General features: G+C 60.4%; 17 protein-coding genes and 3 pseudogenes. 11 read left to right on the top strand and 9 right to left on the bottom strand.

Going from position 1 to position 24,526, the window contains the following annotated elements:
• Window positions 1–4 precede the first annotated feature (4 nt).
• Genes BT116_RS00920 through BT116_RS00910 form a run of 3 tightly spaced genes read left to right on the top strand, consistent with a single transcriptional unit; the run spans window position 5 to window position 2,780 of the window.
• The gene (locus tag BT116_RS00920) at window positions 5–1,006 is read left to right on the top strand and encodes an asparaginase (RefSeq protein WP_072339206.1); all 1,002 of its coding nucleotides are present in this window, start codon (window positions 5–7) and stop codon (window positions 1,004–1,006) included.
• Between the two features lie 9 nt (window positions 1,007–1,015).
• Entirely contained in the window at window positions 1,016–2,167 is a 1,152-nt protein-coding gene (locus BT116_RS00915) for a transporter substrate-binding domain-containing protein (protein ID WP_072339203.1), read from the top strand.
• Window positions 2,168–2,171: 4 nt separating this feature from the next.
• Window positions 2,172–2,780 (top strand): ANTAR domain-containing response regulator, encoded by a 609-nt coding sequence (locus BT116_RS00910; protein ID WP_072339201.1) that lies wholly within the window; start codon window positions 2,172–2,174, stop codon window positions 2,778–2,780.
• Here the strand turns inward: BT116_RS00910 and BT116_RS00905 are convergent.
• A pseudogene (locus tag BT116_RS00905) lies at window positions 2,755–3,205 on the bottom strand (isocitrate lyase/phosphoenolpyruvate mutase family protein); the annotation flags it as partial. The gene BT116_RS00910 and the pseudogene BT116_RS00905 sit on opposite strands and share 26 nt — an antisense overlap.
• A 312-nt stretch (window positions 3,206–3,517) precedes the next feature.
• On the opposite strand from BT116_RS00905, the pseudogene BT116_RS00900 reads away from it, so the two are divergent.
• Window positions 3,518–5,708, top strand: a pseudogene (locus BT116_RS00900) (PQQ-dependent dehydrogenase, methanol/ethanol family).
• Window positions 5,709–5,770: 62 nt separating this feature from the next.
• Window positions 5,771–7,204: an aldehyde dehydrogenase gene (gene aldA, locus BT116_RS00895; protein WP_072339199.1), complete on the top strand. Its 1,434-nt coding sequence runs from the start codon at window positions 5,771–5,773 to the stop codon at window positions 7,202–7,204.
• Between the two features lie 62 nt (window positions 7,205–7,266).
• Here aldA and BT116_RS00890 read toward each other — a convergent pair whose 3' ends face one another.
• Entirely contained in the window at window positions 7,267–9,189 is a 1,923-nt protein-coding gene (locus BT116_RS00890) for a sigma-54-dependent Fis family transcriptional regulator (protein WP_072339197.1), read from the bottom strand.
• 161 nt (window positions 9,190–9,350) lie between these two features.
• Window positions 9,351–10,244, bottom strand: coding sequence for a LysR family transcriptional regulator (locus BT116_RS00885; protein ID WP_072339195.1), 894 nt, complete (start codon window positions 10,242–10,244; stop codon window positions 9,351–9,353).
• A gap of 94 nt (window positions 10,245–10,338) precedes the next feature.
• Between BT116_RS00885 and BT116_RS00880 the strand changes: the two genes are divergently transcribed.
• Window positions 10,339–11,505, top strand: a complete 1,167-nt coding sequence (locus BT116_RS00880; RefSeq protein ID WP_072339194.1) for an MFS transporter — start codon at window positions 10,339–10,341, stop codon at window positions 11,503–11,505.
• Window positions 11,506–11,682: 177 nt separating this feature from the next.
• Here BT116_RS00880 and BT116_RS00875 read toward each other — a convergent pair whose 3' ends face one another.
• The 3 genes from BT116_RS00875 to BT116_RS00865 all read right to left on the bottom strand — a co-directional run bounded on the left by BT116_RS00875 (window position 11,683) and on the right by BT116_RS00865 (window position 14,478).
• Window positions 11,683–12,321, bottom strand: a complete 639-nt coding sequence (locus BT116_RS00875; RefSeq protein WP_072339193.1) for a YajG family lipoprotein — start codon at window positions 12,319–12,321, stop codon at window positions 11,683–11,685.
• Window positions 12,322–12,653: 332 nt separating this feature from the next.
• Window positions 12,654–13,904, bottom strand: coding sequence for an MFS transporter (locus BT116_RS00870; protein WP_072339192.1), 1,251 nt, complete (start codon window positions 13,902–13,904; stop codon window positions 12,654–12,656).
• Between the two features lie 181 nt (window positions 13,905–14,085).
• Window positions 14,086–14,478 (bottom strand): ester cyclase, encoded by a 393-nt coding sequence (locus BT116_RS00865; protein ID WP_072339191.1) that lies wholly within the window; start codon window positions 14,476–14,478, stop codon window positions 14,086–14,088.
• 211 nt (window positions 14,479–14,689) lie between these two features.
• Here BT116_RS00865 and BT116_RS00860 point away from each other — a divergent pair, with 211 nt between their 5' ends.
• The 3 genes from BT116_RS00860 (at window position 14,690) to BT116_RS00850 (ending at window position 17,456) form a co-directional block, all read left to right on the top strand.
• A complete protein-coding gene (locus tag BT116_RS00860; RefSeq protein WP_072339190.1) occupies window positions 14,690–15,115 on the top strand; it encodes a YciI family protein in 426 nt (141 codons plus the stop codon).
• A 23-nt stretch (window positions 15,116–15,138) separates the two neighbouring features.
• Complete coding sequence (locus tag BT116_RS00855) at window positions 15,139–15,546, top strand: VOC family protein (protein WP_072339189.1); 408 nt, start codon at window positions 15,139–15,141, stop codon at window positions 15,544–15,546.
• Between the two features lie 164 nt (window positions 15,547–15,710).
• The gene (locus BT116_RS00850; RefSeq protein WP_072339187.1) at window positions 15,711–17,456 is read left to right on the top strand and encodes an OPT/YSL family transporter; all 1,746 of its coding nucleotides are present in this window, start codon (window positions 15,711–15,713) and stop codon (window positions 17,454–17,456) included.
• Between the two features lie 23 nt (window positions 17,457–17,479).
• Here BT116_RS00850 and BT116_RS00845 read toward each other — a convergent pair whose 3' ends face one another.
• The 3 genes from BT116_RS00845 to BT116_RS00835 all read right to left on the bottom strand — a co-directional run bounded on the left by BT116_RS00845 (window position 17,480) and on the right by BT116_RS00835 (window position 20,001).
• Window positions 17,480–17,719 (bottom strand): hypothetical protein, encoded by a 240-nt coding sequence (locus BT116_RS00845; RefSeq protein WP_072339185.1) that lies wholly within the window; start codon window positions 17,717–17,719, stop codon window positions 17,480–17,482.
• Window positions 17,720–18,069: 350 nt separating this feature from the next.
• Window positions 18,070–18,993: a LysR family transcriptional regulator gene (locus BT116_RS00840; protein WP_072339183.1), complete on the bottom strand. Its 924-nt coding sequence runs from the start codon at window positions 18,991–18,993 to the stop codon at window positions 18,070–18,072.
• 33 nt (window positions 18,994–19,026) lie between these two features.
• On the bottom strand, window positions 19,027–20,001 hold the full coding sequence (locus BT116_RS00835; RefSeq protein WP_072339181.1) for a quinone oxidoreductase family protein: 975 nt from the start codon (window positions 19,999–20,001) through the stop codon (window positions 19,027–19,029).
• A gap of 456 nt (window positions 20,002–20,457) precedes the next feature.
• On the opposite strand from BT116_RS00835, the gene BT116_RS00830 reads away from it, so the two are divergent.
• Window positions 20,458–21,477 (top strand): substrate-binding domain-containing protein, encoded by a 1,020-nt coding sequence (locus tag BT116_RS00830; RefSeq protein WP_072339918.1) that lies wholly within the window; start codon window positions 20,458–20,460, stop codon window positions 21,475–21,477.
• Window positions 21,465–24,484, top strand: a pseudogene (locus tag BT116_RS00825) (EAL domain-containing protein). Before BT116_RS00830 ends, BT116_RS00825 begins: the two are co-directional and overlap by 13 nt.
• Window positions 24,485–24,526: the final 42 nt, after the last annotated feature.

Raw genomic sequence — 24,526 nt, 5'->3', positions numbered from 1 at the left:
GCTCATGGCCCTGTCCAGTTCTGACGACCTGCCGTTGTGCCTGTTCATCGCCACAGGCGGAACAATTGCCATGCAAGTTGACCCTTCAACGTCGGCCCCGATACCTGCGTTGTCGGGCAGCGACTTGATCAAGGCCGTGCCTGCCATAGCGACGATCGCGCGGCTCGAAATCAATAACCTGTCTAATGTCCCGTCAGTCGAAATCGGGCCGCAGCGCTGGGTACAGCTGCATCAGGTCATTGAAGCCGCGTTGGCTCGTCAGGATATCGCGGGTGTGCTGGTGTCCCACGGCACCGATACCCTTGAAGAGACCGCGTGGTTTCTCGACTTGACGTTGACCTCCAGCAAGCCTGTTGTGCTTATCGGCGCGCAACGCAATGCCTCCGAATCGGACTTCGACGGGCCGCGCAACCTTTTGAGCGGTGCCAGGGTCTGCGTTGAGCCTGAGTCTTCGGGCAAGGGCGTGATGGTGGTCCTGAACGATCAGATCAACGCCGCACGGGAAGTCAGTAAAACCCATACCTCAGACGTTGAGTCGTTCAACTCGGGCGATGCCGGTTTTCTCGGAAGAGTGGACGGCGATACGGTCATTTTTTCTCGCTCATCCTGTCGTCGACAATACTTGTCGCTGGGGCGAGACAGCTTGCCTCGCGTTGACATCGTGGCCATGTACGCCGGCGCCGACGCCTCCTCGTTGGACGCTGCCGTGCAGGCGGGCGCCAGGGGGATCGTCATCCAGGCGCTGGGGGCGGGAAATGTGAATGCCGAGGTGTATGCGGCCATTTCGCAGGCCATCGACGCCGGTGTCACGGTGGTCGTTGCCACCCGCGTACCTCGTGGTCGGGTCAGGCCTCTTTATGGCTTTGCCGGGGGCGGCAGTACTTTGAAAGAGGCCGGTGTCATCTTCGCCAATGACCTGAGTCCGCAGAAAGCGAGGATATTGTTGATGTTGGCTATCCAAAGCCTCAGGTCCGCAACCGAACTACAAGATATTTTTGATCAATAGGTAAGCGTCATGCCCAACACCAAGACAGCAGTCACTAAAGACCAGGGGTGGCCTATCGGCATCTTGTACTCGCGCTCGGGTGCTACCGGTGTCACTGAGTCCGAACATTTTTTTGGTACTGTGCTGGCGATCGAGGAAATAAACGCCCTGGGTGGCGTCCTGAATCTGCCGTTGATTCCAACCGCCTATGACCCCAAGGGGTCTGCGGAAGAATACCGACGCTTGACCGGCAAGTTGCTGATCGAAGATGAGATCAACGTCATTTTTGGCTGTTCCCGCTCTTCCAGCCGAAAAGCGGTGCTGCCGCTCATCGAACGCCATAACGCGTTGCTCTGGTATTGCTCGTTCTATGAAGGGTTCGAATATTCACCCAACATCATTTATACCGGCGCCGTACCCAATCAGAACAGCATTCAATTGGCCGCTTACCTGTTGCAAAACAAGGGCACCCGGTTCTTTCTGGTGGGTGCGGACTATATCTACCCTCGTGAATCCAATCGCATCATGCGGGACGTCGTTGAACAATACGGCGGCGAGATTGTAGATGAGGTCTACCTGCCCATCGACGCAGGCGTAGAACAACTCAAGGACGTTTTGAATGAAATCCGCGAAGCCCAGCCGGATGTTGTGTTTTCGACCCTCGTCGGACAGTCGGCCCGGTCTTTCTATCAGTTGTATGGAGAGCATGGGCTGGATCCCAAAAAAATGCCCATTGCCAGCCTCTCCATGACCGAAGAAGAAATCCGTTTGATCGGGCCGCAACTGTGTGAAGGCCACATCACCGCTGCCACCTATTTCGGTTCGCTGCGCAACGATAGTAATCAACGGTTCATTGAGCTTTGGCGCACACGCTTCGGCGACCGACCAACCAGTACCTGGTCGGAAATGGCCTATTCCCAGGTTCACCTGTTCGCGCGTGCCCTGGAGCGAGCTGGTAGTCTGGACAGGCGCAAATTAGTCGACGCCGTACACAAGGTGAAGTTCGCTTCGCCAGAAGGGCCGATAGCGATTGATGCGGAAAATAACCATTGCGCCCTCACGCCCCGGATCGGAATTTGCCGCAGTGATGGGCAGTTCGACGTCGTATGGGAAGGATCGGGGCCGGTCAAACCCGACCCTTACCTCTCCACCTTCGGTTTCTCTGAGTTTTGGTTGAGGTGACGCCATGAGTTCCAGCCTTCGTCGTCTCTATGAAGATTTGCGCAGCATCTGTGTTGCGTTTGTTTATCCCCCTGGGGATGACCGCGATATTGTCATGCAGCAGCTGAAAAGAATTGGCTGCCGGGTGAAAATCGTCTGGCCATTCCCCTCAGAGCCGCCTGCGGACGTCGACGTCATTCTCTTTCAGATTACGCAGGCGCTGGAAGGCAACAAGATCTGGTCGGGCGCCTCCGTCAACGCGGCGCTCATCGCGCTTTCCGACTACGAAAGCCCGACCATCTTGAAGTTGTTGCTCGATACGCGTGCTCACGGGGTGATTTCAAAACCGTTTCGATCTTCCGGAATTCTTAGCACGCTGGTCCTTGCTAGAGCTTCGTACAGCTATCAGGAACGCTTGCAAGGGAAAATCGACAAACTGGAGTTGACCATAAAGTCTCGTCGACAGATCGAAAAAGCCATTCGTGTGTTGGTCGAACGTCAAAACCTGACCGAGACTCAGGCTTACGAACACATGAGGTCGCGGGCAACCAAGTTGCATGTAACCGTCGCCGAAGTGTCCGGGATGATCATCGAAGCCCATGAGGCCATGGAGCGGCTTGGCTTGAAATCGTAGTCTGGATGTCCCACGTTACGACCACGCCAGCGGCAAACAGACCATCCGTCCCGACGCTCGCATACAGTGCGCTGCGCTTCAGGAGTTCCTCCAGGCGTTGTTCGGCAGGGAACAGGTTTTTCAAATAGACGTCGGTCCGTACGTTGATGAACAGCTTGACGCCCGCCTGGTTTGCCACCTTTCTCGCAACGTCGATCTTGCGAACAAGCAGCTCTGGAGAGCCCAGGCCGTCTTCGATGTTGATCCCGACCGCCCCAGCGGCGATGACGGCGTGGATTACGTGGCCGACCTGCTCCAGGTCATCCGAGTAGCCGCCTTCGATATCCACCGTGAGCGGTACGCTGAGCACCCGTGCCATCGATTTGACGGAGATCGAGAGGCAGCTTGTTGCCATCCTGATAACCGTGGGACCAGGCCATGGCCGCGCAACGGGCACGCTTTATCTTTTATCACTTCGCTCGGAGACAGCACCTCCAAGGCTCGGGATATCACCTAGCCCTTCTCAAGCGCTGATTCCCAATTCGTCAATAGCGCCTACCGCGCTACACCTGTCCTGCCCCTGTAGCGCTACTCGCTACACCTGTAGCGTCTTTCACGGATGAATAGCGCTTCGCCCCGTCCCGGAACCCCAACAAATCAAGCCGTCTAGCCCTGTTCCAAGTCAGTGGCATGGGCATTGCTCCTTCACGAGCGCGCATCGATATGACCGCGCCACTAATAAGAAAAGGACTACGCCCATGAGACAGATTGGTCATGCCTCGTTTTCCGGTGTTCGATCTATCGTCGCCGGTATCCCTCTGAAATCACTCGTCGCCGCTTTGCTGTTGAGCCTGGCCACTGCGTCTGCCTTGGCTTCTGAGACGCCAGCCAACGTCGACAGTCAGCGACTGATTGCGGCCGATAAAGAACCCGGCAACTGGATGAGCACCGGACGGACCTATGATGAGCAGCGCTACAGCCCGCTCAAACGGATCAGCGACCAGAACGTCGGCCAGCTTGGGCTGGCCTGGAGCTACAAGCTTGATCTGGATCGCGGTGTCGAGGCCACGCCGATCGTGGTCGATGGCGTGATGTACACCACTGGGCCGTTTTCGGTGGTGTACGCGCTGGATGCCCGTAACGGTAAGTTGATCTGGAAGTACGACCCGCAATCGGACCGTAACCGCGCGGGCGAAGCCTGCTGCGACGCGGTCAACCGTGGCGTGGCTGTGTGGAAGGGTAAGGTGTACGTGGGCGTGCTTGACGGGCGCCTGGAGGCCATCGATGCCAAGACCGGTCAACGCGCCTGGTCGGTCGATACCCGGGCCGATCACAAGCGCAGCTACACCATCACCGGCGCGCCCAGGGTGGTCAACGGCAAGGTGGTGATCGGCAACGGCGGCGCGGAATTTGGCGTGCGCGGCTATGTCACGGCCTACGATGCCGAGACTGGCAAGCAGGTCTGGCGGTTCTATACCGTGCCCGGCGACCCCAAGCTACCACCGGAAGACAAGGGTATGGCCATTGCCGCCAAGACCTGGCATGGCGACGCGTTTGTCGAGCAGGGCGGTGGCGGGACGGCCTGGGATTCGTTTGCCTTCGACCCGGATTTGAACCTGCTGTACATCGGTGTCGGCAACGGTTCGCTGTGGGACCCGAAATGGCGCAGCCAGGCCAAGGGCGACAACCTGTTCCTGTCGTCGATTGTCGTCGATTGTCGCGGTCAACGCCGATACCGGTGAGTACGTCTGGCACTACCAGACCACCCCGGGCGACGCGTGGGACTACACCGCGACCCAGCATATGATCCTCGCTGAACTGCCCATCGACGGGAAACCGCGCAAGGTGCTGATGCAGGCGCCCAAGAACGGCTTCTTCTATGTGATCGATCGCGCCACCGGCCAGTTGCTTTCGGCCAAGGGCATCGTGCCGCAAAGCTGGACCAAGGGCATGGACATGAAGACAGGTCGGCCAATCGTCGATGACGAGAACGCTGCCTATTGGAAGGACGGCAAGCGCAAGCTGGTGACGCCGGCCTTCTGGGGCGCGCATGACTGGCAGCCAATGTCCTACAACCCGAACACCGGGTTGGTGTATATCCCGGCCCACATCATGTCCGCCTACTACGAGCACATTCCCGAGGCGCCCAAGCGCAACCCTTTCAAGAGCATGTACCAGTTGGGCCTGCGGACCGGAATGATGCCGGAGAATGTCGACGGTCTGTTGGAAATGGCCAAGGGTTGGTCGGGCAAGCTGATCGCCTGGGACCCGGTCAAGCAGCAGCCGGCCTGGGAAGTGCCCTACGTAACCATCTTCAATGGCGGCACCTTGAGTACCGCCGGTAACCTGGTATTCGAAGGCAGCGCCGATGGCCGGGTGATCGCCTACGCGGCCGACACCGGCAAGAAACTCTGGGAGCAACCTGCGGCCAGTGGGGTGATGGCAGCACCGATCACCTACAGCGTCGATGGCGAGCAGTACGTGACGTTCATGGCCGGTTGGGGCGGGGCATTTTCCACCTTTGCCGGCGCCCTGTCGCTGCGTGCCGGGGTGCAGCCCTTTTCCCAGGTGCTGACCTACAAGATTGGCGGCACCGCCAAGTTGCAGGAACCGGCGCCGCGTCCCGATACCCCGAAACCACCCGCGCTGAGCACCGACACAGCGGCTATCGAAGCCGGCGGCAAGCTCTATGACGGATATTGCTCGCAGTGCCATGGCATCCACGCGGTCAGCGGCGGCGTGTTGCCGGATCTTCGCAAGCTGACGCCGGAGAAACACCAGATGTTCCTCGGCATCCTGTTCGGTGGGCGTGTGCCCGATGGCATGCCGTCCTTTGCCGATGCCTTTACCCCAGAGCAGGTCGACCAGATCCATCAGTACCTGATCAAGCGGGCCCACGACCTTCAGGACGAAGGACTGGCCTGGAAAAAATTCAGCGCCAAGCAATAAGCCTCCGGCCGGCCGGTAGCCTTGCCGGTCGGTCGCACATCCTCGACAGGAGAGACGCGGATATGAGTGACATCATCTACCAGAACTACATCGCCAATGCCTTTATCGCCAGCGACGAGCATCTTGAGGTCCATAACCCGGCCAACGGCCAGTTGCTTGGGCGCGTGCCCCAAGGCAGCACCGCCGAAGTCGAGCAGGCCATCGCAGCCGCGCGCCAAGCCCAAAAGGCCTGGGCTGGCCGCCCGGCCATTGAACGTGCGGGCTATCTGCGCAAAATCGCCAGCAAGGTGCGCGAACACGGCGAGCGTTTGGCTCGGACCATTACTGCCGAACAGGGCAAGGTTCTGGAGTTGGCGCGGGTCGAAGTGAATTTCACGGCCGACTACCTCGACTACATGGCCGAGTGGGCGCGGCGCCTGGAAGGCGAAGTGCTGAGCAGCGACCGGTCCGGCGAGAGCATCTTTTTGCTGCGCAAACCCCTCGGCGTGGTCGCCGGGATTTTGCCGTGGAATTTCCCGTTCTTCCTGATCGCCCGCAAGATGGCGCCTGCGCTCTTGACCGGCAATACCATCGTCATCAAGCCGAGTGAAGAAACGCCGATCAACTGTTTCGAGTTCGCTCGCCTGGTGGCCGAGACCGATCTGCCCGCTGGCGTCTTCCACGTGGTGTGCGGCACCGGCGCTACGGTCGGCCATGCGCTGACCAGCCACCCAGGCATCGACTTGATCAGCTTCACCGGCAGCGTCGGCACCGGTTCGCGGATCATGGCCGCTGCGGCATCGAATATCACCAAGCTCAATCTGGAACTGGGCGGCAAGGCCCCCGCCATTGTTCTGGCTGACGCCGACCTGGACCTGGCGATCAGGGCGATTACGGCCTCGCGGGTGATCAATACCGGGCAAGTGTGCAACTGCGCCGAGCGAGTCTACGTCGAGCGCAAGGTGGCCGATGCGTTTATCGACGGTATTGCGGCGTCCATGGCGGCCACCCGGTATGGCGACCCTCTGGCCGAACATGGGTTGGACATGGGGCCGCTGATCAATCGCGCGGCGCTCGACAAGGTGGCGCAAATGGTCCGGACCGCGAGCGGGCAGGGTGCGCAGATTATCACCGGCGGCGCGGTGGCTGATCTGGGCCAGGGTTTCCACTACCAGCCAACCGTTTTGGCCGGGTGTTCCGCGAACATGGAAATCATGCGCAAGGAGATCTTTGGTCCGGTGCTGCCGATCCAGATTGTCGATGACCTTGACGAAGCGATTGCACTGGCCAATGACAGCGAATATGGCCTGACCTCGTCGATCTACACTGCGAGCCTGAGCGCTGCCATGCAGGCAACCCGCTCGCTGGATTTCGGTGAGACCTATATCAACCGCGAGAACTTCGAAGCCATGCAGGGCTTCCACGCCGGGACGCGCAAGTCAGGTATTGGCGGTGCTGATGGTAAGCACGGGCTGTACGAATACACCCATACCCATGTGGTGTATATCCAGGCGTGACAGTTCCACAGCCCTAAAAAACACCCAGGTCAGATTGAGGGTCTGGGTGTTTTTATTTGGGATCAGAGACGGTCGTTGGGTTGCACCAAACGTTGCTTTTTCATCTGTCGATAGAGCGTCGAGCGAGCGACCCCCAACTCGGCGGCTGCCGCGCTGATGTTCCACCGATGCCGGCGCAAGATCTCCAGCAGATTCGACGCGGGTGGTTCGCTGCCCACGGACGGGCTGGCCAGCCGGGCATACGCGTCGCCCTGCAGCAGTTCGGCGGGGAGGCAGTCGACATCGACATTGCCGTCCTCGGCCAGCGCCACCGCGTAGCGCAGGGCATTGATCAGTTGGCGGATATTGCCAGGCCAGGGTGCTTCCAGCAGGCACCGGTGGGCTTGGGCGGAGAGTTGCAGGCCCTTGGCTTCGACCTGGCTGTCGAGCAGATGTTGGATCAGTTGCGCGCGGTCACTGCGCTCGCGCAAGGGCGGCAGACTGAGGTTCATGCCATTGAGGCGATAGAACAGGTCCTCGCGGAAGTGTTTGTCGCGCAGCATGCCTTTCAGATCCTGGTGTGTGGCGCAAATCACCTGGATATCCAGTGATACCGGCACTGGGGCGCCAAGGGGGGTGATCTCCCGTTCGGCCAGCACGCGTAGCAGACGGGTTTGCAGATGGGCCGGCATATCGCCAATTTCATCGAGAAACAGCGTGCCGCCTTGGGCCAGTTCCAGCTTGCCCTTCATGCCTTTTTTATCGGCACCGGTGAAGCTACCGCCACGGTAGCCGAACAGTTCACTCTCGATCAGGCTCTCGGGGATTGCCGCGCAGTTGAGTGCGATAAAGGGCTCGTCCCGGCGCGCGCTGGCCTGGTGAATGGCCCGTGCGAAGGCTTCTTTGCCAGTGCCCGTCTCGCCGGTGATCAGGATGGCGATGTCGTTGTCGATGACCTTGCGCAAACGGCGCACGGCCTGTTGCAGCGTCGGGTCATCACCGGCCAGTTGCTCCAGATCGGGGTGACGGGGCCGCTGTGCCTTGGCCGGCGCGGGCGCCAGACGGTGATGGCTCGCGGGGATGCGCAGGCTCAGGTCCAGTAGCGCTTCGTCATGCCGCGCACGCAGGCGCAGGCCGCGGGCGCCGCCGTTGGTCAGGCGCAGTAGCTCGTCGACGCCCATGGGCAGCAGTTGGTCGATAGGGCCGCCCAGCAGATGGGGGCCATGGGCCTGGTCATGGGCGACAAAGGCCGCGTGATTGGCACCGATCACTCGACCACTGTCATCCAGCGCCAGCAATTGCTCGTTGGCGAGATCGGCAATCTCGTCGATGGGCTTGAGCGAGAGAGTCAGCCGATCCCGGTAGTTTTGGCGAAAGTGTGCGTTCTCGATCAAGCGGACATACAGGATCACCAACTGCAAGGTCAGGTATTGGCTTTCCTTGGGTCCATTGCTGTTCAGGCAAGTAGCGTTCAAGCAACCCTGCAGCAGGCCCTGGGCGTTGAAAATCGGCGCAACGGAACAGCTCAGGCGAGCATTCGAGGTGAGGAAGTGCTCCTCGCGGTGGATGATCAAAGGCTCGGTCGCAGCCAACGTGGTGCCGATGCCGTTGGTGCCGGCGATGGACTCGTCCCAGCGCGCGCCGACCACCAGGCCCGAGCGGACATAAGGAACAGGCTGGTCGGGCAGGCGGGCATCGAGGGTGATGCCGTGTTCATCGCTGAGCAACACCGCGAAGCCGGCCGGTACCACGCGCCGGGCCAAACCGCTGACGCCCTGGCTGGCGATATCGAGGTACTGCTGGTGTCGTTGCTGATGCTGGCGGATGTCTTCGGCGCAAAGAACATCCAGGCGTGCGGACGAGGAGGGATCGAGTCGATGTTTTATGACGCTGCGATACCAGGACTGGGCAATCACTCGGTCCGGACTGATTCGCCGCTCAGGGAAGTGCTCGTTGACGAAGGCAGCGAGTTCGCTCGGATGGGGCTGCGCGCTATGCCGAGTCATGGGAGGCTCCGTGTAGCGTGCCGCTTCAGAGGGCGGGCACGGCGTTATTGTTATCGGTGCGACGAGCCACGGCCGTCAGGGCTTTAAGATAGTCCCTGTTCGCGGTTGACGCTATGCCAGGCCACATCTCAAGCACCCGGAGGATTAAGTGACGCCACCGCTTACATCCGGTGATGCTCCAGCAGGAAATCCACGAACAGCCGCACCCGCGCCGGCATTGCCGAGCCCCCCACGAACACCGCATGGATCGGTTCTCGGTCGCCTGGGTTCCAGGCTTCCAGCAGCGGTATCAGGTCGCCGCGCTGCAGGTCTTCGCTCACGGTGAACTCGCCGATACGCGCAATGCCGGCACCGACTCGCGCGAGTTGCGCCAGCGCCTCTCCACTGCTGCATTCGATGTTGCCGCTGACCTTCAGGGAAAACTCCCTGGCGTCGCGGATGAACGGCCAGTTGGGTTCGGCACGCCGGAAGTTGAAGCGTAGGCAGTTGTGTCGTAGCAGGTCTTCCGGCTCCTGGGGGATGCCGTGGCGCTGCAGGTATTCGGGCGATGCCACCACGACCTGGCCGGTGTCGCCGATCCTGCGCGCGGTCAGCGGGCTGTCGGGTAGATGACCAAAGCGCACCGCCACGTCGGCCTGGCCACCGAGAATGTCGACGACTTCGTCGCCGAGGGTGAGGTCGACGACGATGTTCGGGTAGCGGGCGCTGAAGGCTGCCACCAAGGGAACGATGGCCAGCCGCCCGTGGCCAAGGGCGGCGCTGACCCGCAATCGGCCCCTGGGTACGCCCTGGTCGGCGATGGCTTCTTCGACCTCGTCCATGTCGGCCAGGATACGCCGTGCGCCGCGCAGGAACGCCTCGCCCTCGGCGGTGAAAGTGATCGCGCGGGTGGTGCGCAACAGCAGGCGGGTACCCAGGCGTTGTTCGGTACGCGCGATGATCCGGCTGACCGCCGAGGGTGTCAGCCCCAATGCACGCGCGGCGGCTGACAGGCTGCCTTCCCGCGCCACGGTGGCGAACACGCTCATTTCACCTGACCTACCGTTGAAGTCCATTTGTGCCTCTTGCGCAAAGGTGATTGCCAAAAATGCTATCTACCGCCTGAAAAGACGGGATCGTAGCATTCGCAGCATAGATGAGGAGCCTTCCATGCGTATCAATCCACCACTTGTTGCACTCGCCATCGGTGCCTTTGGCATCGGCGTGACCGAGTTCGCCCCCATGGGCATGTTGCCGGGCATCGCTGCGGATCTCGGCGTTTCCATTCCCGCTGCGGGTCTGTTGGTCAGTGCCTACGCCTTGGGCGTACTGCTCGGCGCGCCATTGATGACCCTGACCACCGGCAGGATCCCCCGGCGCTATCTGCTGATCGGGCTCATGGCGATTTTTACCCTGGGTAATCTGATGTCAGCCCTGGCGACCGATTACTACAGCCTCATGGTCGCCAGGGTGGTGACCTCACTGAACCACGGTGCGTTCTTTGGCGTTGGCTCCATCGTCGCCGCCAGCGTGGTCGCTCCGCAGAAACGTGCCGGGGCGGTGGCGGCAATGTTCATGGGCCTGACCCTGGCGACCATCGGCGGCGTGCCGCTGGCCACCTGGTTTGGCGAACTGTTCGGCTGGCGCACGACATTCTGGGGTATCACCGGCCTTGGCGGGGTGACCATGGCCGCGTTGTGGTTCGCCTTGCCCAACCTGCAAATGCCGCAAGGCGTCGGCGTGCTGGCTGAAATTCGGGTACTGGGCCGTGGCCCGGTGCTGGGGGCGTTGGCCCTGACCGTCGTCGGCTCGGGGGCCATGTTTACCGTCTTCACTTACATCGCACCGATCCTCAGCAACGAGACCCACGCATCCACCGCTTACATCACCGCCATGCTGGTGCTGTTCGGTGTGGGATTGACGCTGGGCAACATGTGGGGTGGCAAGGCCGCCGACCGCTCGATAGACCGCACCCTGATCGTTTCGCTGAGCGTGCTGATTCTCGTCTTGCTGGCGTTCACCGCGCTGATGCGTTGGCCACTGCCGGCCGCCGTGGCCATCCTGATATGGGGTATCGCCAGTTTCGCCCTGGTTCCGCCGCTACAGATGCGCGTCATGGAAGCCGCCAAGGACGCGCCCAATCTGGCCTCGGCGGTGAACATAGGTGCCTTCAATCTCGGCAACGCGATAGGGGCGGCGCTGGGCGGAGCGGTGATCAATGCCGGGCTGGGTTATCCGGCGATTTCCCTGGCCGGAGCGGCGATGGCGGGTCTGGGGCTGCTGATGGTGTTGGCTTTTGCCTGGCGTTCCAGAGCAACTGCAACGGCGGTTGCATGACGATGCTGTGAGGGGGACTGTGAGTCCCCGTCGCCTCACGCGCCTGCTTGGCCATCGTGCGGCTAAACCAGCTGACGGATTTCCAGAGACAAAATCGAAGGCGGCTTGGGTGATGGCCGGCAGGCACGCGCCGGCCATGGTGAGTGGATATTCTCTCGCCCAGGACTGAATGTCGCCTTATGGCTTAGGCTTGCCCAGTTGCTTGGCCGTCTCGGTCACGATGGCGCTGAGGCCCTGCTCGTTGATCTTCTTCCAATCGCTGTCGGTGGCCAATTGCATGCTGTCGCGTGCGCCGGAAACCACTTCCAGTGGTGCTGCGCCCTGGGTTTCGATTTTCAGGTGGGCCTTGTTATTCACCGCCACGCTGAACGCACCTGGAGAGAACCACGACCAGTATTCGACGATGTGCACGTTCACGTTGGCGGCGCTCGGCGTGGGGGTGTTCACCACTTGGTACCCGGCCTGCTGATAGGCTGTCGCCACCGCATTGCCCACCAATTGCGACACGGTACGACCCGACGGCAGCACTACATCGCCCAGCCCTTTACCATAACCGTTGCGCTTTCGTCCGATGGCCCGTTGGGTGACGCTGGTATCGTTCACTTCCTCATCGTTTTTCAGGGAAGGAATATCGGCGCTACGAGGCTTGATCTGAAACACCCGCTCATCCACTGCGCTGATATACACCTGCTGCCCTTGGCCGGAAGTACTGGCTTGCGGCGCGGGGCCGACGACGTCCACCTCGGAGCGGCTGGTGGCGCACCCCACGAGTGAGGCGAGGGCGATGGCGGTGGCGATGACTTTGAAAGATGACATGGTGGCTCCTGAGGGTTCGGTTGTCCTTTTGCCCCCGGCCTTCATACGGGCGTTTTCGGGGCGACGGAGCTTAACCGTTGCGCGATGCCTGGGGAAGCGATGCCGCGCACCGGGCGTGCTCCCAATCCAAGGCGGGCTCATGAAGCCCAGGTAGCTTGGTATTGCGCAGATAGCGCGGGGTCCGGCGGATTGCTCGATATGCTCATCATCCGGCGATCAGCGCCGGCCAGGCTCGGGGCCTATCATTTAGCGATCCGTTACCGAGACTTGGCTTGGCTGTTGGAGCAATACGCGAACGTTGTGCGTTCCCCTTTATTGAGTCAGAACCGCAGTCAGAAAACGGTTTTCTTGAAGGGGCGAGCGGATACGCCCCGATAGAACGACCAAATAGCGAGCCCCTGCACGACGACTGCTGCTGTCACGACGGCGACGATCGCGTGATTCGGATCGCTGAAGAGGGAGCGCACCAGGCCGAAAAAGGCTGGGGCGAAGGCGTAGGTGGCCTGACTGATCGCGACCATCAGGGCGATCACCTTGGCGGTTTGTTCACGGCTGAACTCGGTCTGGGCTATCAGTGGGGGCAAGGAGGTGGCATTGCCAATGCCTGAACCGATCAACACCACGGCTATCCAGGCCACTGTCGGGTGAAGGTCCAGGCCCAGAAGCATCAGCGTGCCCAGCATCTGGATGGCATAACCTTGGCAGGCCAGTTGTCGGCGGTTCATGCCTTGGATCATCAAGCGTGCGGCGACGTATCGCCCGCCCATCGCACTGGCAGTGGCCAGACCCATGGCGAATGAGGCGTCATGCGCCCCCATGCGACCCACCAGGATCGAGTACAGGTGCGCGATCAAGCCGATCTGGGCGAACAGCCCCAAGGACATGCCGGCTGCCAGGGTGCGGAAGCTTGCCGAGCTGAGGGTCTGCTTTGCGGTCCACGGCGTGGCGCTGGCGCTGATCGGCACGGGTTCCGGTTGGTTTGCATTGTCGGGATGTTGTCCCACGCTTTGTGGGCTCTTGTTGAAGACCAGCAAAGCGAAGGCGCCTATGAGCAACACCGCGATAATGCTGATTACCAGCGCCGCCATGGCAAAGCCGAAACGCTCGATCAGCAACACCCACAGCGGCGAAAAGATCACGCCACCCAGGCTGGCGCCGTTGTAGGCCTTGCCCAGGGCCTTGGGTCTTTCCTTGACGTACCACGGCGCGATCAGGGTGTTGACGGCCGCGGCCCCCAATGTCACCCAGCCGATACCCGAGCAGACGGCGCCGGTATACAGCACCCATAACTGGTTGGCGTGAGCCCAGATGTTCACCCCGATGCCCAGGAGGATGCTGCCCAGCAGGGTGATGGCGGGTATCCCGAAGCGTGCGTAAAGGCGTGGCAGGTTGGCGATGACAAGCGTGCCGCTGAGAAAGTGCACGGTCACGGCAGCCGAGACCTGGGCGATCGGCCAACCCGTGCGCTCCATGACCGCTTGCATATAAATCGGCGGGCCATAGAAGCCGATCCCCCAACCGATCATCGCCAGGATGAACGTGCAGGCCAGTACGGTTTTGCCAAAAAAGCGGGTGTGTGTCATCGCCATCTCCTCCAGGGTGGCTCACAGACTATGGGATCGACAGGTTCCTCAATTCGAGGTGCGTCGAACTATGGATGTCGAGCACGATTGCTTCCTGGATTTGGTTTTCGCGTCACTCCGGGACGCTGCTGCCGGCGGGTACGATGCACAGGCAGTTGCAACTCACAGCCTGGAGCATCCGCTACATTGAATGGAGCTGAGCTTCAATCGCTTCCTTGTCGATAATCGACCAGACCTCACGGATCCTGCCTTCCTCGAACGCGTAGAAGACGTTTTCCCTGAAGGCGATCCGTGCTCCATTAACGGCAAGCCCCAGGAACTCCCCAACCGGCGTGCAATTGAATGCCAGGCGAGCCGCCAGCTTGGGTGGGTCGATCACCAGAAATTCGACTTCAAAGCGCAAGTCGGGAATGTCCCGATAGTTCGCTTCCAGCATGCTTTGATAGCCATGCAATCCTAATCGCCTCACGTTGTGAACCACCTCCTGGTGCACAAAAAGGCCCAGGTTTTCCCAATCCTGTGCATTCAGGCAGGCAATGTAGTCGCTATAAATATCTGCAAGATTCGAGGTCATGGGGACTGATCTCCGCTACGTGTCTGTTCAAAAAGCATAGTCATCTGCAGCTTCGGCCTGCTTGTCGTCACGTCGGCAGCTCCATTGAGTGTGTCAGCGGCATATCGAAAAATAATGGCGTCGATCTGTCGATTTCGACCATTGCCGTTCGATTAGTCCGTAGAGCCGCCACACGGACGGCCTAATCCATTCACTCTCAGGAGATCAGAGCATGCGATTTATGGTGATCGTCAAAGCCAGTCCGGAATCGGAAGCCGGAGAAATGCCCAGCGCGGAACTGCTGGCCGCCATGGGTGCCTACAACGAAGAGTTGGTCAAGGCCGGGGTGATGCTCGCCGGTGAAGGCCTGCACCCCAGCGCCGAGGGCGTGCGCGTGCAGTTTTCCGGCAAGGACCGGACGGTGATCGATGGGCCCTTTGCTGAAACCAAGGAGTTGATCGCCGGTTTCTGGATCTTCAAGGTCCAGTCATTGCAGGAGGCCATCGACTGGGTCAAGCGCTGCCCCAACCCGATGGTCAGCGACAGTGAAATCGAGATCCGCCAGATCTTCGAGCTCGAGGAGTTCGGCGAGTCCTTTACCCCTGAATTGCGCGAGCAGGAAGAACGCTTGCGGGCGCAGATGTCTGGCCAATCCTGAAACCGACTACAGGAGACCCTACCATGAGAATCATTCCTTACCTGACCTTCAACGGTAACTGCAAGCAAGCCTTCGCTTTGTATCAGGAGGTACTGGGCGGCGATCTGTTTTCCATGTCTTTTGCCGAGGCCCCCGAGGAAACCGGGATGCCCAAGGATCCCAACCTGATCATGCACGCTTGCCTGACCGTCGGCTCCTTCAGCCTGATGGCCTCCGATTGCCCGCCAGGCCAGCCGTTTCGCAAGCCGCAAGGCGTGTCGGTCTCCCTCAATGTCGACAGTGTGGAGGAGGCCGAGCGGCTGTTTAAAGGTTTGAGTGCAGGTGGCAGCGTGTACATGCCCTTGGAGAAGACCTTTTGGGCGGAACGCTTTGCCATGTTCGAAGACCGTTTCGGGATTGCCTGGATGGTCAATTGCGAGGGGGAAAAATAAGTCGAGCCCAGCCCATGGATGGACGACTCGGGTGAACCTTGCGCCAATACTGCGTTCACTTATTGAGGTGCCGTTTTAAGTGGTCCTGGGGGGCGAGCAAGCTCGCTCCCACATGGGCCAGTCTGAATCTGGCGGCCGCCCTCCAGTGCCGATAAGGACTTCGCATGCACCCAACCTCATCCACATTCCCCTTGACCACCGCCGTCGAACGCGAACTCAGTCCGCGTGCGGTCAGTACGGGAATCGTCCTCGGTATCCTGCTGACGCCTTCCAATGTCTATGCCGGGTTGAAGATCGGCTGGTCGTTCAATATGTCGATCATCGCCTTGCTGGTTGGCTATGGCATCTGGCAAGGCTTGGCGAGTCGATCGGTGGGGCGACTGCCCTGGACGCTGCACGAAAGCAACATCAACCAGACCGTGGCCTCTGCCGCTGCGTCGATCATTTCCGGTGGGTTGGTCGCTCCTATCCCGGCCTATACCTTGCTGACCGGCCAGCAGTTGGACGCCATTCCCATGGTGGCCTGGGTCTTTTCGGTAAGCTTCCTGGGGATCTGGATTGCCTGGTACTTGCGCCCGTCACTGCTCAATGACAAGGCGCTGAAATTTCCCGAGGGCATGGCGACCCTGGAAACCCTGCTGCATATCTATAACCACGGCCACGAAGCCGCGACGCGCTTGAAGGTGCTGCTCAGCGCCGCGTTGTTGTCCGGGTTGGTCAAGGCGGTCGACACCTTCATGTGGGCCATCCCGCGCTGGTCTCCGAGTGCCCAACTGGAGCGCCTGACGTTTACCGCCGACCCTTCGCTGTTGTTAGTGGGGTTCGGCGGGATCATCGGTATTCGCGTGGGCCTGACCCTGCTGCTCGGTGCCTTGCTGGCGTGGGGCGGGTTGGCGCCGTGGCTGCTGGGGCAGGGCCTGGTGCGGTTGCCGCATGGCAGCAGCGGCCCGCAGTTCGCGGCGCTGGTGGAGTGGTTGCTCTGGCCGGGGGTGAGCCTGATGGTCTGCTCGACCCTGGCCTCGTTGGCGATTCGCTTGTGGGCATTGCACCGCTCCACCAAGGCGGGCGGCGGGGCGATCTGGACGATCCCCAAGCCTGGGCCTGCCGTCGGTTTCATGCTGTCGATCATCCTGGTGGTGAGCCTGCAAGCGCTGTTGTTCGGCATCAATCCGTGGATGGCCTTGTTGACCATTCCCTTGGCGATCTGCTTGGCGGCGGTGGCCGCCCGGGTGGTGGGCGCCACAGGCATTCCGCCGATCGGCGCCATCGGCCAATTGTCCCAATTGAGCTTCGGCATCGTCGCCCCGGGACAGGTGCCGATCAATCTGATGAGCGCCAACACTGCCGGTGGTTCGGCCGGGCAGTGCACCGACCTGATGAACGACTTCAAGGTCGGCCGGGCGATCGGTGCCACGCCGCGCAAACAATTGATCGCCCAGACCCTCGGTATTTTCGTCGGTAGCATCGTCGGGGTGTTGGCCTATCTGGCCCTGATCCCGGACCCGCCAACCATGCTGCTCACCGAAGAGTGGCCGGCCCCGGCGGTCGCCACCTGGAAGGCCGTGGCGCAAACCCTGACCCTGGGTCTGGATTCGTTGTCAGCGAGCATTCGCTGGGCGATTTTCATCGGCGGCCTGGTCGGTTTGTTGTTGGGGATTCTCGACAGCCTGCTGCCGGTGCATCGGGCTCGCTACTTGCCCAGCACGGCGGCCTTGGGCCTGGCCTTTGTCTTGCCGGCCTCGGTGTCGCTGATGATGGCCCTTGGTGCGGTGCTGACATGGCTGGCGAGCTGTCGCTGGCCGAGCCTCACGGAACGCTTCGCCATCATCGCGGCGGCAGGGTTGATTGCCGGGGAGAGCATTACCGGAGTGGGGGCGTCGTTGTGGCAGATGCTTACCAACGGCTCGTAGGTGCGACGTGCCCACTTCAACTGCTAAGGCTGGCCCGTGGTCTTGGTGGAGACAATTTTGCCGTAGTTTTCTGCTGGCGGCGTCTCGACGACCAACATACGTCCTTTGCGACACTTGAACTTCACCCCTTTGCGCGGCGCCATGACTTTGGTCGTCTCCATGCACATTGCCTTGGAAGCAAAGGTTGGCCCTGGTTGTCGTTCCTCGACACAGCCTTCGAAGCCACTGCAGATCGTCATCACAACAAAATAAACAGTCATCATCTCGGTGTCGCTCCATTGAGAGATGCGATTAATTACTTCCTGTGGTCCAGGTCGTTGGCCTAAACGTTTTGCGGGGGCTGCCTGCGAATGATGAGCTTCGATTTGAACCCCCAGCAATGGCGCAGGGGTACCGTGCGTCGGGAAACCGTCACTGTATTAATTTATTTTTATTTCGTTGGTTTTTGTGCCAATAAGTTGGCGTCAGCCGGGGTGAAGTGGACGTGTTCGAGGTGGCTTGGGATGGCCGTCACCGGGCGGTAAAATGGCGCAGAGAAACGAAAAACCTGTGGGGGCGAGCTTGCTCCTACAGGTTTTCTCTTGGTTGGCTGATATTGTGCCGTCGGCCTGTTTCATGAGGACCTGGCAGTGCCCGTTTGGACAAGCTTGGCCTCAAGCCATTCCTTCAGCGCCAATGTGGCGCAGGAGGCGAATTTCGCCGAGGGCCGGATAAGGTAGATCCCTCCTTTTGCCCCCAACTCCCAGTCCGGTAATACCCTGACCAGTTCTTTGTTTGCCAACGCCCGGCTGAACAGCCACTCCCCCGCACCCAGGATGCCGGTACCTGCAATGGCCGCGCTCAAAAGCGCTTCACTGTCGTTGGACACCAGGGAGCCTTGGGGGCGTATGGTCACTTGTTCACTGGCGCTGATCAGCTTCCATTCAGGATAAGACGCCAGCCCCGTGAATCCCAGGCAGTTGTGATTGGTCAGGTCCGTGGGTGACGCTGGCCAGCCATATCGTTCGATATAACCAGGAGACGCGCAAAGAATGCGCCGATGATCGCCGAGGCGCTTGGCAATCAGGCGGCTATCGTTGAGTTCCCCCAGGCGTATCGCCACATCAAAGCCTTCGGCGATCACATCAACCAAGCGCTCGCTGTAGTTCACGGTGAGCGTCAAATGTGGATGGGCCGCCAGGAACTCCGGCAGTATCGGCGCCAACCAGAGCCTGCCCAGGGCGGCCGGCACCGCCAGCCGCAGATTGCCGCGCACCTCGGCAGCCCCTGACGCTGCCTCTTGTTCTGCTTCAGCCATCAACTCGGTTGCCAACCGCAGGCGCTTGACCAGAAGGGTTCCTGCCTCTGTCAGGCGGATATGGCGGGTGCTGCGTTCGAGCAGCCTGACCCCCAGCCGGGCTTCCAGCGCCGCGAGGCGCTTGGAAATGATCGTGGGGTGGCGCTGCAAAAGCCGAGCGGCCGCCACAAATGAACCTTGCGATTCGAGCGCAAGCAATGCGGCAAATTCGTCTGTGTGGCGGCTATCCAGTGTGATCACGTGTCCACGGCCTCCAGGCTTCTCAAGGACATCTCAGGGAGTGAGCAGGAGAGTACCTGAAGCGCGGCCGCTTTCCAGGTCCGCGTGGGCTTGTGCGGCGTTTTCCAGCGGGTAGGTTTTCCAGACGGCGGGTTCGATGATCCCGGCCTGAAGTGCAGCCAGGACGTCATCGGCGCGCGCCTGATATTCCTCGACGCTGCTGGTGTGGGCGGCAATCGAAGGGCGGGTGAGGAACAGCGAACCCTTGGCATTCAGCAGGCCCACTTCGACTGCTTGTGGCGCGCCTGACGACGCGCCGAAAGACACCATCAGCCCGCGCGGGCGCAGGCAATCGAGCGATGCCGCGAACGAGAGACGTCCAATCGGGTCGTAAACCACATCGGCCTTCCTGCCGTCGGTGATTCGAGCCACCTCCTGCGCAAGCGTCTGTGCATCGAAAACCAGGACGTCATCGCAGCCCAGTGCACGTGCCTTCTCGACGCTTTGCGCACGAGAGACGACACCGATCACGAAAGCGCCCAGGTGCTTGGCCCACTTGGCCATGATGGCGCCCACACCGCCAGCGACGCCATACAACACCATGACCGTTCCCGGCCCCACTGGATAAGTGCTCTTGAGCAGGTACTGGGCCGTGATGCCCTTGAACAGAACGGCGGCGGCATCCTGGAAACTGATCGAGTCGGGAAGGGGCACCAGTTTCCCGACCGGAACCAATCGACCACTTGCGTAGGCACCCAACGGGCCGGTGGCATAAGCCACGCGATCAGCCACTTTGACTTGAGTGACATCCGGCCCCACGGCAGCGACCACCCCGGCCCCCTCCAGGCCCAACCCCGACGGCAGGGCGACGGGAACCACGCCGTTGCGCTGGCTGACGTCGAGGTAGTTGATACCAATGGCATGCTGCTCGACCCACACTTCACCGAGGCCGGGCGCAGCATGATCGTTTTGTCGGACCTCTAGAACGTCCGGTCCGCCTGTGGATGAAAAACCAACGACAGTGACCATCTCAGCGACTCCTCAGGGTTTGAAATAGATGTCACTGGAGGATGATTGCAGATCGAAGTATGGACAATACCTTGGATATGCAGGGCATAGCTGCACCTTATGCAGCAATTCGCTTGCTTGAATCGGTGGTTGGGCTGACCCTGTCCTGGCTTGGACTCCTGCAATTTTTTATCACCTGCGTCGCACTTTTACCCAACTTGGTGGCAGCAGAACCGACTATTCTTTCGGAACACTGCCTTCTTGGCAAAAAGGGACGTCATGCCAGACATCGATCGCACCACCGGTCCCACACACGGCATCACATGCGCTGATCGAACCTGTTCGATTGGGCCCAGGTTTGCAAGATCCTCGTTACTCCGGATGGCTTTAATGACGGTTTCCTGTCTTTTCACGGCAATTTGCGCATACGGCCAGGACCTGTCGACCGTAGCGGGGCTCGAAGACACCACGGTCACGGTGATGCAAGCGCAGGAGGTCGTTGCCAGGGCCACCCTTGGCGCCGCGCGCTGGAGCGGCCCTGTATCCGGCCCGCAAGCCCAGCGGGGCAAGAGCATCGCGCTTGTCGCAGAAGATTTGCGTAACGGAGGCATTGTCGGTGTCGCACAGGGTGCCCGGGAGGCCGCCAATGCGTTGGGCTGGACGCTGAAGATATTCGATGGTGCCGGCTCATCGGCCGGGCGCGCAAAAGCCTTTTCCGATGCCCTGGCCGCGAAGCCCGACGGCCTTATCCTGTGCGGCTCCGACGCTCTCGAGAACAAGGCCGCGCTGATGCTCTTTTCCAACAAGGAGATACCGGTGGTTGGCTGGCATGCCGGGGCAAGCCCGGGGCCGATTGACGGCACGCCGGTGGCCATGAATGTCACGACTGACCCGCTTGACGTGGCGCGTCTCACGGCCATGGCGGCAGTGGCGCAATCAAATGGACGCGCCGGCGTGGTCATCCTGACCGACTCCAAGTACAGCATTGCCATGGCGAAAGCCAAGGCCATGGAAGACGTCATTCGGGCCTGTCGTGAATGTACGTTGCTGGAGGTGCGCGATGTGGCGATCTCCGAAAGTGGCGAGAGGATGCCGGTGGTGACCAAGGAATTGCTTCAGCACTATGGCAAACGCTGGACCCATGCGTTGGCTATCAACGACATCTATTTTGACTATTCGATTGCCTCGCTGACCGGCGCCGCCATACCCAGTGACGGCATCAGTCTGTTGTCTGCCGGTGACGGCAGCGCTTCGGCTTTCCTGCGCATACAGGCAAAAACCTACCAGACCGTGACGGTGGCCGAGCCGCTCAACCAGCATGGCTGGCAAGTGATGGATGAGTTGAACCGGCTGTTTGCAGGTCAGCCAGTGAGCGGCTTCGTCGCGCCGATTCACTTGGTCAATAACGACAATATCGCCTTCGATGGCGGGAAAAAATTCCAGTACGATCCTGACAATGGCTATCGAGACATCTATCGCCACCAATGGAATCCCTGATGTTGGACGTGACTTCCCGGCTTGGACGCCAGCTATTGCCCCAATCGCTGCGCGCACAATTTACCCTGGCGTTTCTGACGCTGGCGCTGCTGATCCTGGCAGGCGGTGCTACGGCGGTCTACGCGCTGCGCACCTCGAACAGCGCGACTCGACAGCTGACGGATGAGCGACTGGTCCGCATGCAAAATGGGCAAGACATGGTGCAGCGCACCTTGCTGATCGAACGCCAGACCGACCAGCTTCTGACAACCCGTTCCTCCGACATCCTGCGTTCAAGCTATGCAGCGACCGTCGAACAGCTTGAAGCCCTCGATCAACTGGTGCAGCAACTGACTGCCGCAAACAGTGGCGTGGCGATACTCGACATGCATCAGTCGAGTCAGATGTTCCGCAATACCGCCAACATCGTGGCGCAACTGCGAGAAAGCCTGCTGCAAACCGAGGTCACCTTCGAGCAGGCCCTGGCGGATCACACCGCTCGATTAACGGCGGCCCAGACCCGGGCCAGCCTGGAATTGGCGGTGCTGCTTTTCGATCTGCCGCAGGCCGTTGACAGTGAGGCCGTGCAACGGCTGCGGGCCCGGTATGAGCGCCTGCCACGCACCGCCGGCGCGTTATCCGACGCTGAGGTGCAGATTCCGGATCTTTTCTCCCTGCGCCAGACGCTCATCGATCAACACAACGTCCTGCAGCGTTTCAACGAGCAACTCAAGAATGAGGCCGGGGTCCTGGTCGCGGTGGCCCGTACGCAATCGAATGCCTACACCCAAGACTATCGCGAAGCGGTACAGCGTCTGGTTGAGGCCTCGAATCGCAGCCAGCGATGGGTGCTGATCATGTTGGGCGCCAGCCTGGTGTTCGCCTGGTTCGTCACCCGGGTTTTCATGGGGCGTCATGTGCTCGTGCGCCTGAATGAAATAAGCCGGCAATTGCGTCAGGAACACACGGACAAAACGCATTTGATGATGGCCGACCATGGGAAGGACGAGATCGGCAACATGGCGCGGGCGGTGAATCAATTTCTCGAAGACCGACTTCAATTGGAAAAAAGAACGGCCCAACTGAGTATCGCCACAGAACGGCTCGCCGTGCAAAACGATCGATTGGAGCAGGAGGCCATCGTTCGTGCCGGACAAGGTCATGTCCTGGAACTGATCGCCAGGAGCACCGAGCTTACAGAGGTGCTTGATAGCCTGGCGCACCTGGTCGAGTCCCAACTGGAGGGCATGAAGGTCTCCATCCTGCTGCTGGATGAGGAGGGCAAACACTTGCTGCACGGGACGGCACCCAGTTTGCCGAAAGCCTATAGCGAGCTCATCGACGGAATTGAAATCGGTCCGAACGTCGGTTCATGTGGGACCTCGGCGTATCGACGAGAGCCGGTCATTGTCACGGACATCGAGCAGGATCCACTGTGGGAAGCGTACCGTTCACTCGTGGCGCCCTATGGGTTTCGCGCCTGCTGGTCGACGCCGATCCTGTCCCATGAGCGAAAGGTCTTGGGTACGTTTGCCTTGTATGCCAACACCGTGCGCAGCCCCAGCGCGGCCGAGACGCAACTGATCGAGATGGCCACACCGCTTGCCGGCATTGCGATAGAACGCCAACTGACTGAAAAACGCATTCGTTTTATGGGTGACCATGACGCCCTGACCGGGCTGCCGAATCGCACGCTGCTCGAAGACCGCCTCAAGCAGGCGATGCTATATGCCCAGCGTTACAACCGGCTGGTGACAGTGGTGTTTCTCGACCTGGACAAATTCAAACTGGTGAATGACAGCCTTGGGCACAGTGCCGGGGACGAACTGCTGAAAACCGTCGCCCAGCGCATGCTGGGATGTGTACGGCGTACCGACACCGTGGTGCGACTGGGTGGCGACGAGTTTGTGATCATTCTGTTCGACCAGCCCTCGGACCTGGACGGCGTGACGCCCGTCCTGCACAAGATCCAGGAAGCCATCCTGCGGCCGATTCAACTCAGCGGCCATACGCTGCACGTCACCTGCAGCATGGGGTTGGCCACGTACCCTACCGATGGCACCGACACCGACACGTTGCTCAGCAATGCGGACGCCGCCATGTACCGTGCCAAGGAGCTGGGGCGCAACAGCTTCCAGTTCTATACGAGCGAGATGAATAACAAGGTCCAGGGCAAGCTCGCCATGCAAGACGGGCTGCGAAGCGCACTCAACAATAACGAGTTCCTGCTGTTGTACCAGCCACAAGTGGATTTGCAGTCAGGCCAGATCATCGGCGTGGAGGCATTGATCCGCTGGCAGCATCCCGAACTCGGCATGGTCTCTCCCATCAAATTCATTCCCCAGGCCGAAGAGACCGGACTGATCGTGCCCATCGGCGATTGGGTGATTCATAGCGCCTGTAGACAGAACAAGGCGTGGCAGGATGCTGGCTGGCCGCCGATCACCATGTCGGTGAACATCTCGGCTCGCCAGTTCATCGAAAGGGACCTGATCGACCGGGTGATGCATGCCTTGCAGGAATCCGGACTGGACCCGATGTACCTTGAGCTGGAACTGACCGAAAGCCTGATCATGCAAGACCTTCAGCAAGCCATCAGCAAAATGAAGGCCCTGCAAGCCATGGGGATCAGCCTTTCGATCGACGACTTCGGCACCGGCTACTCCAGCCTCGCCGCATTGAAAAGCTTCCCGATCGCGAGGCTCAAGATCGATCAGTCTTTCGTGCGTGATCTGCCCGACAACGAGAATGACAAAGCCATCGCCACCGCCGTGATTTCGTTGGGGCACAAGCTCAATCTCAAGGTCATTGCCGAAGGGGTCGAAACCGAGGAGCAGCAAACCTTCTTGCGTGACAACGGCTGCGATGAAATCCAGGGGTATTTTTTCAGCAAGGCGGTCAGCGCGCAGGAGATCGGTCAGTTGTTGCGTATGCCCCGCCTGCCTCACGCGAGCGGCATTGCGAGCCCAGGCTCGGCAAGGCAAAAACAGATGTAAAACGCCCCAATCGTCCAATGCCCGGGCATTGATGGCTCTGCCTTTGAGTATTTCGAGGGAGGGCATCCGGATTT

The organism is Pseudomonas sp. NFACC16-2, from assembly GCF_900119205.1.
In the GTDB taxonomy this organism is placed as follows: domain Bacteria; phylum Pseudomonadota; class Gammaproteobacteria; order Pseudomonadales; family Pseudomonadaceae; genus Aquipseudomonas; species Aquipseudomonas fluorescens_Q.
The sequence above is the reverse complement of the archived record's forward strand: the minus strand, read 5'-3'. Positions and strand labels throughout refer to the sequence as shown.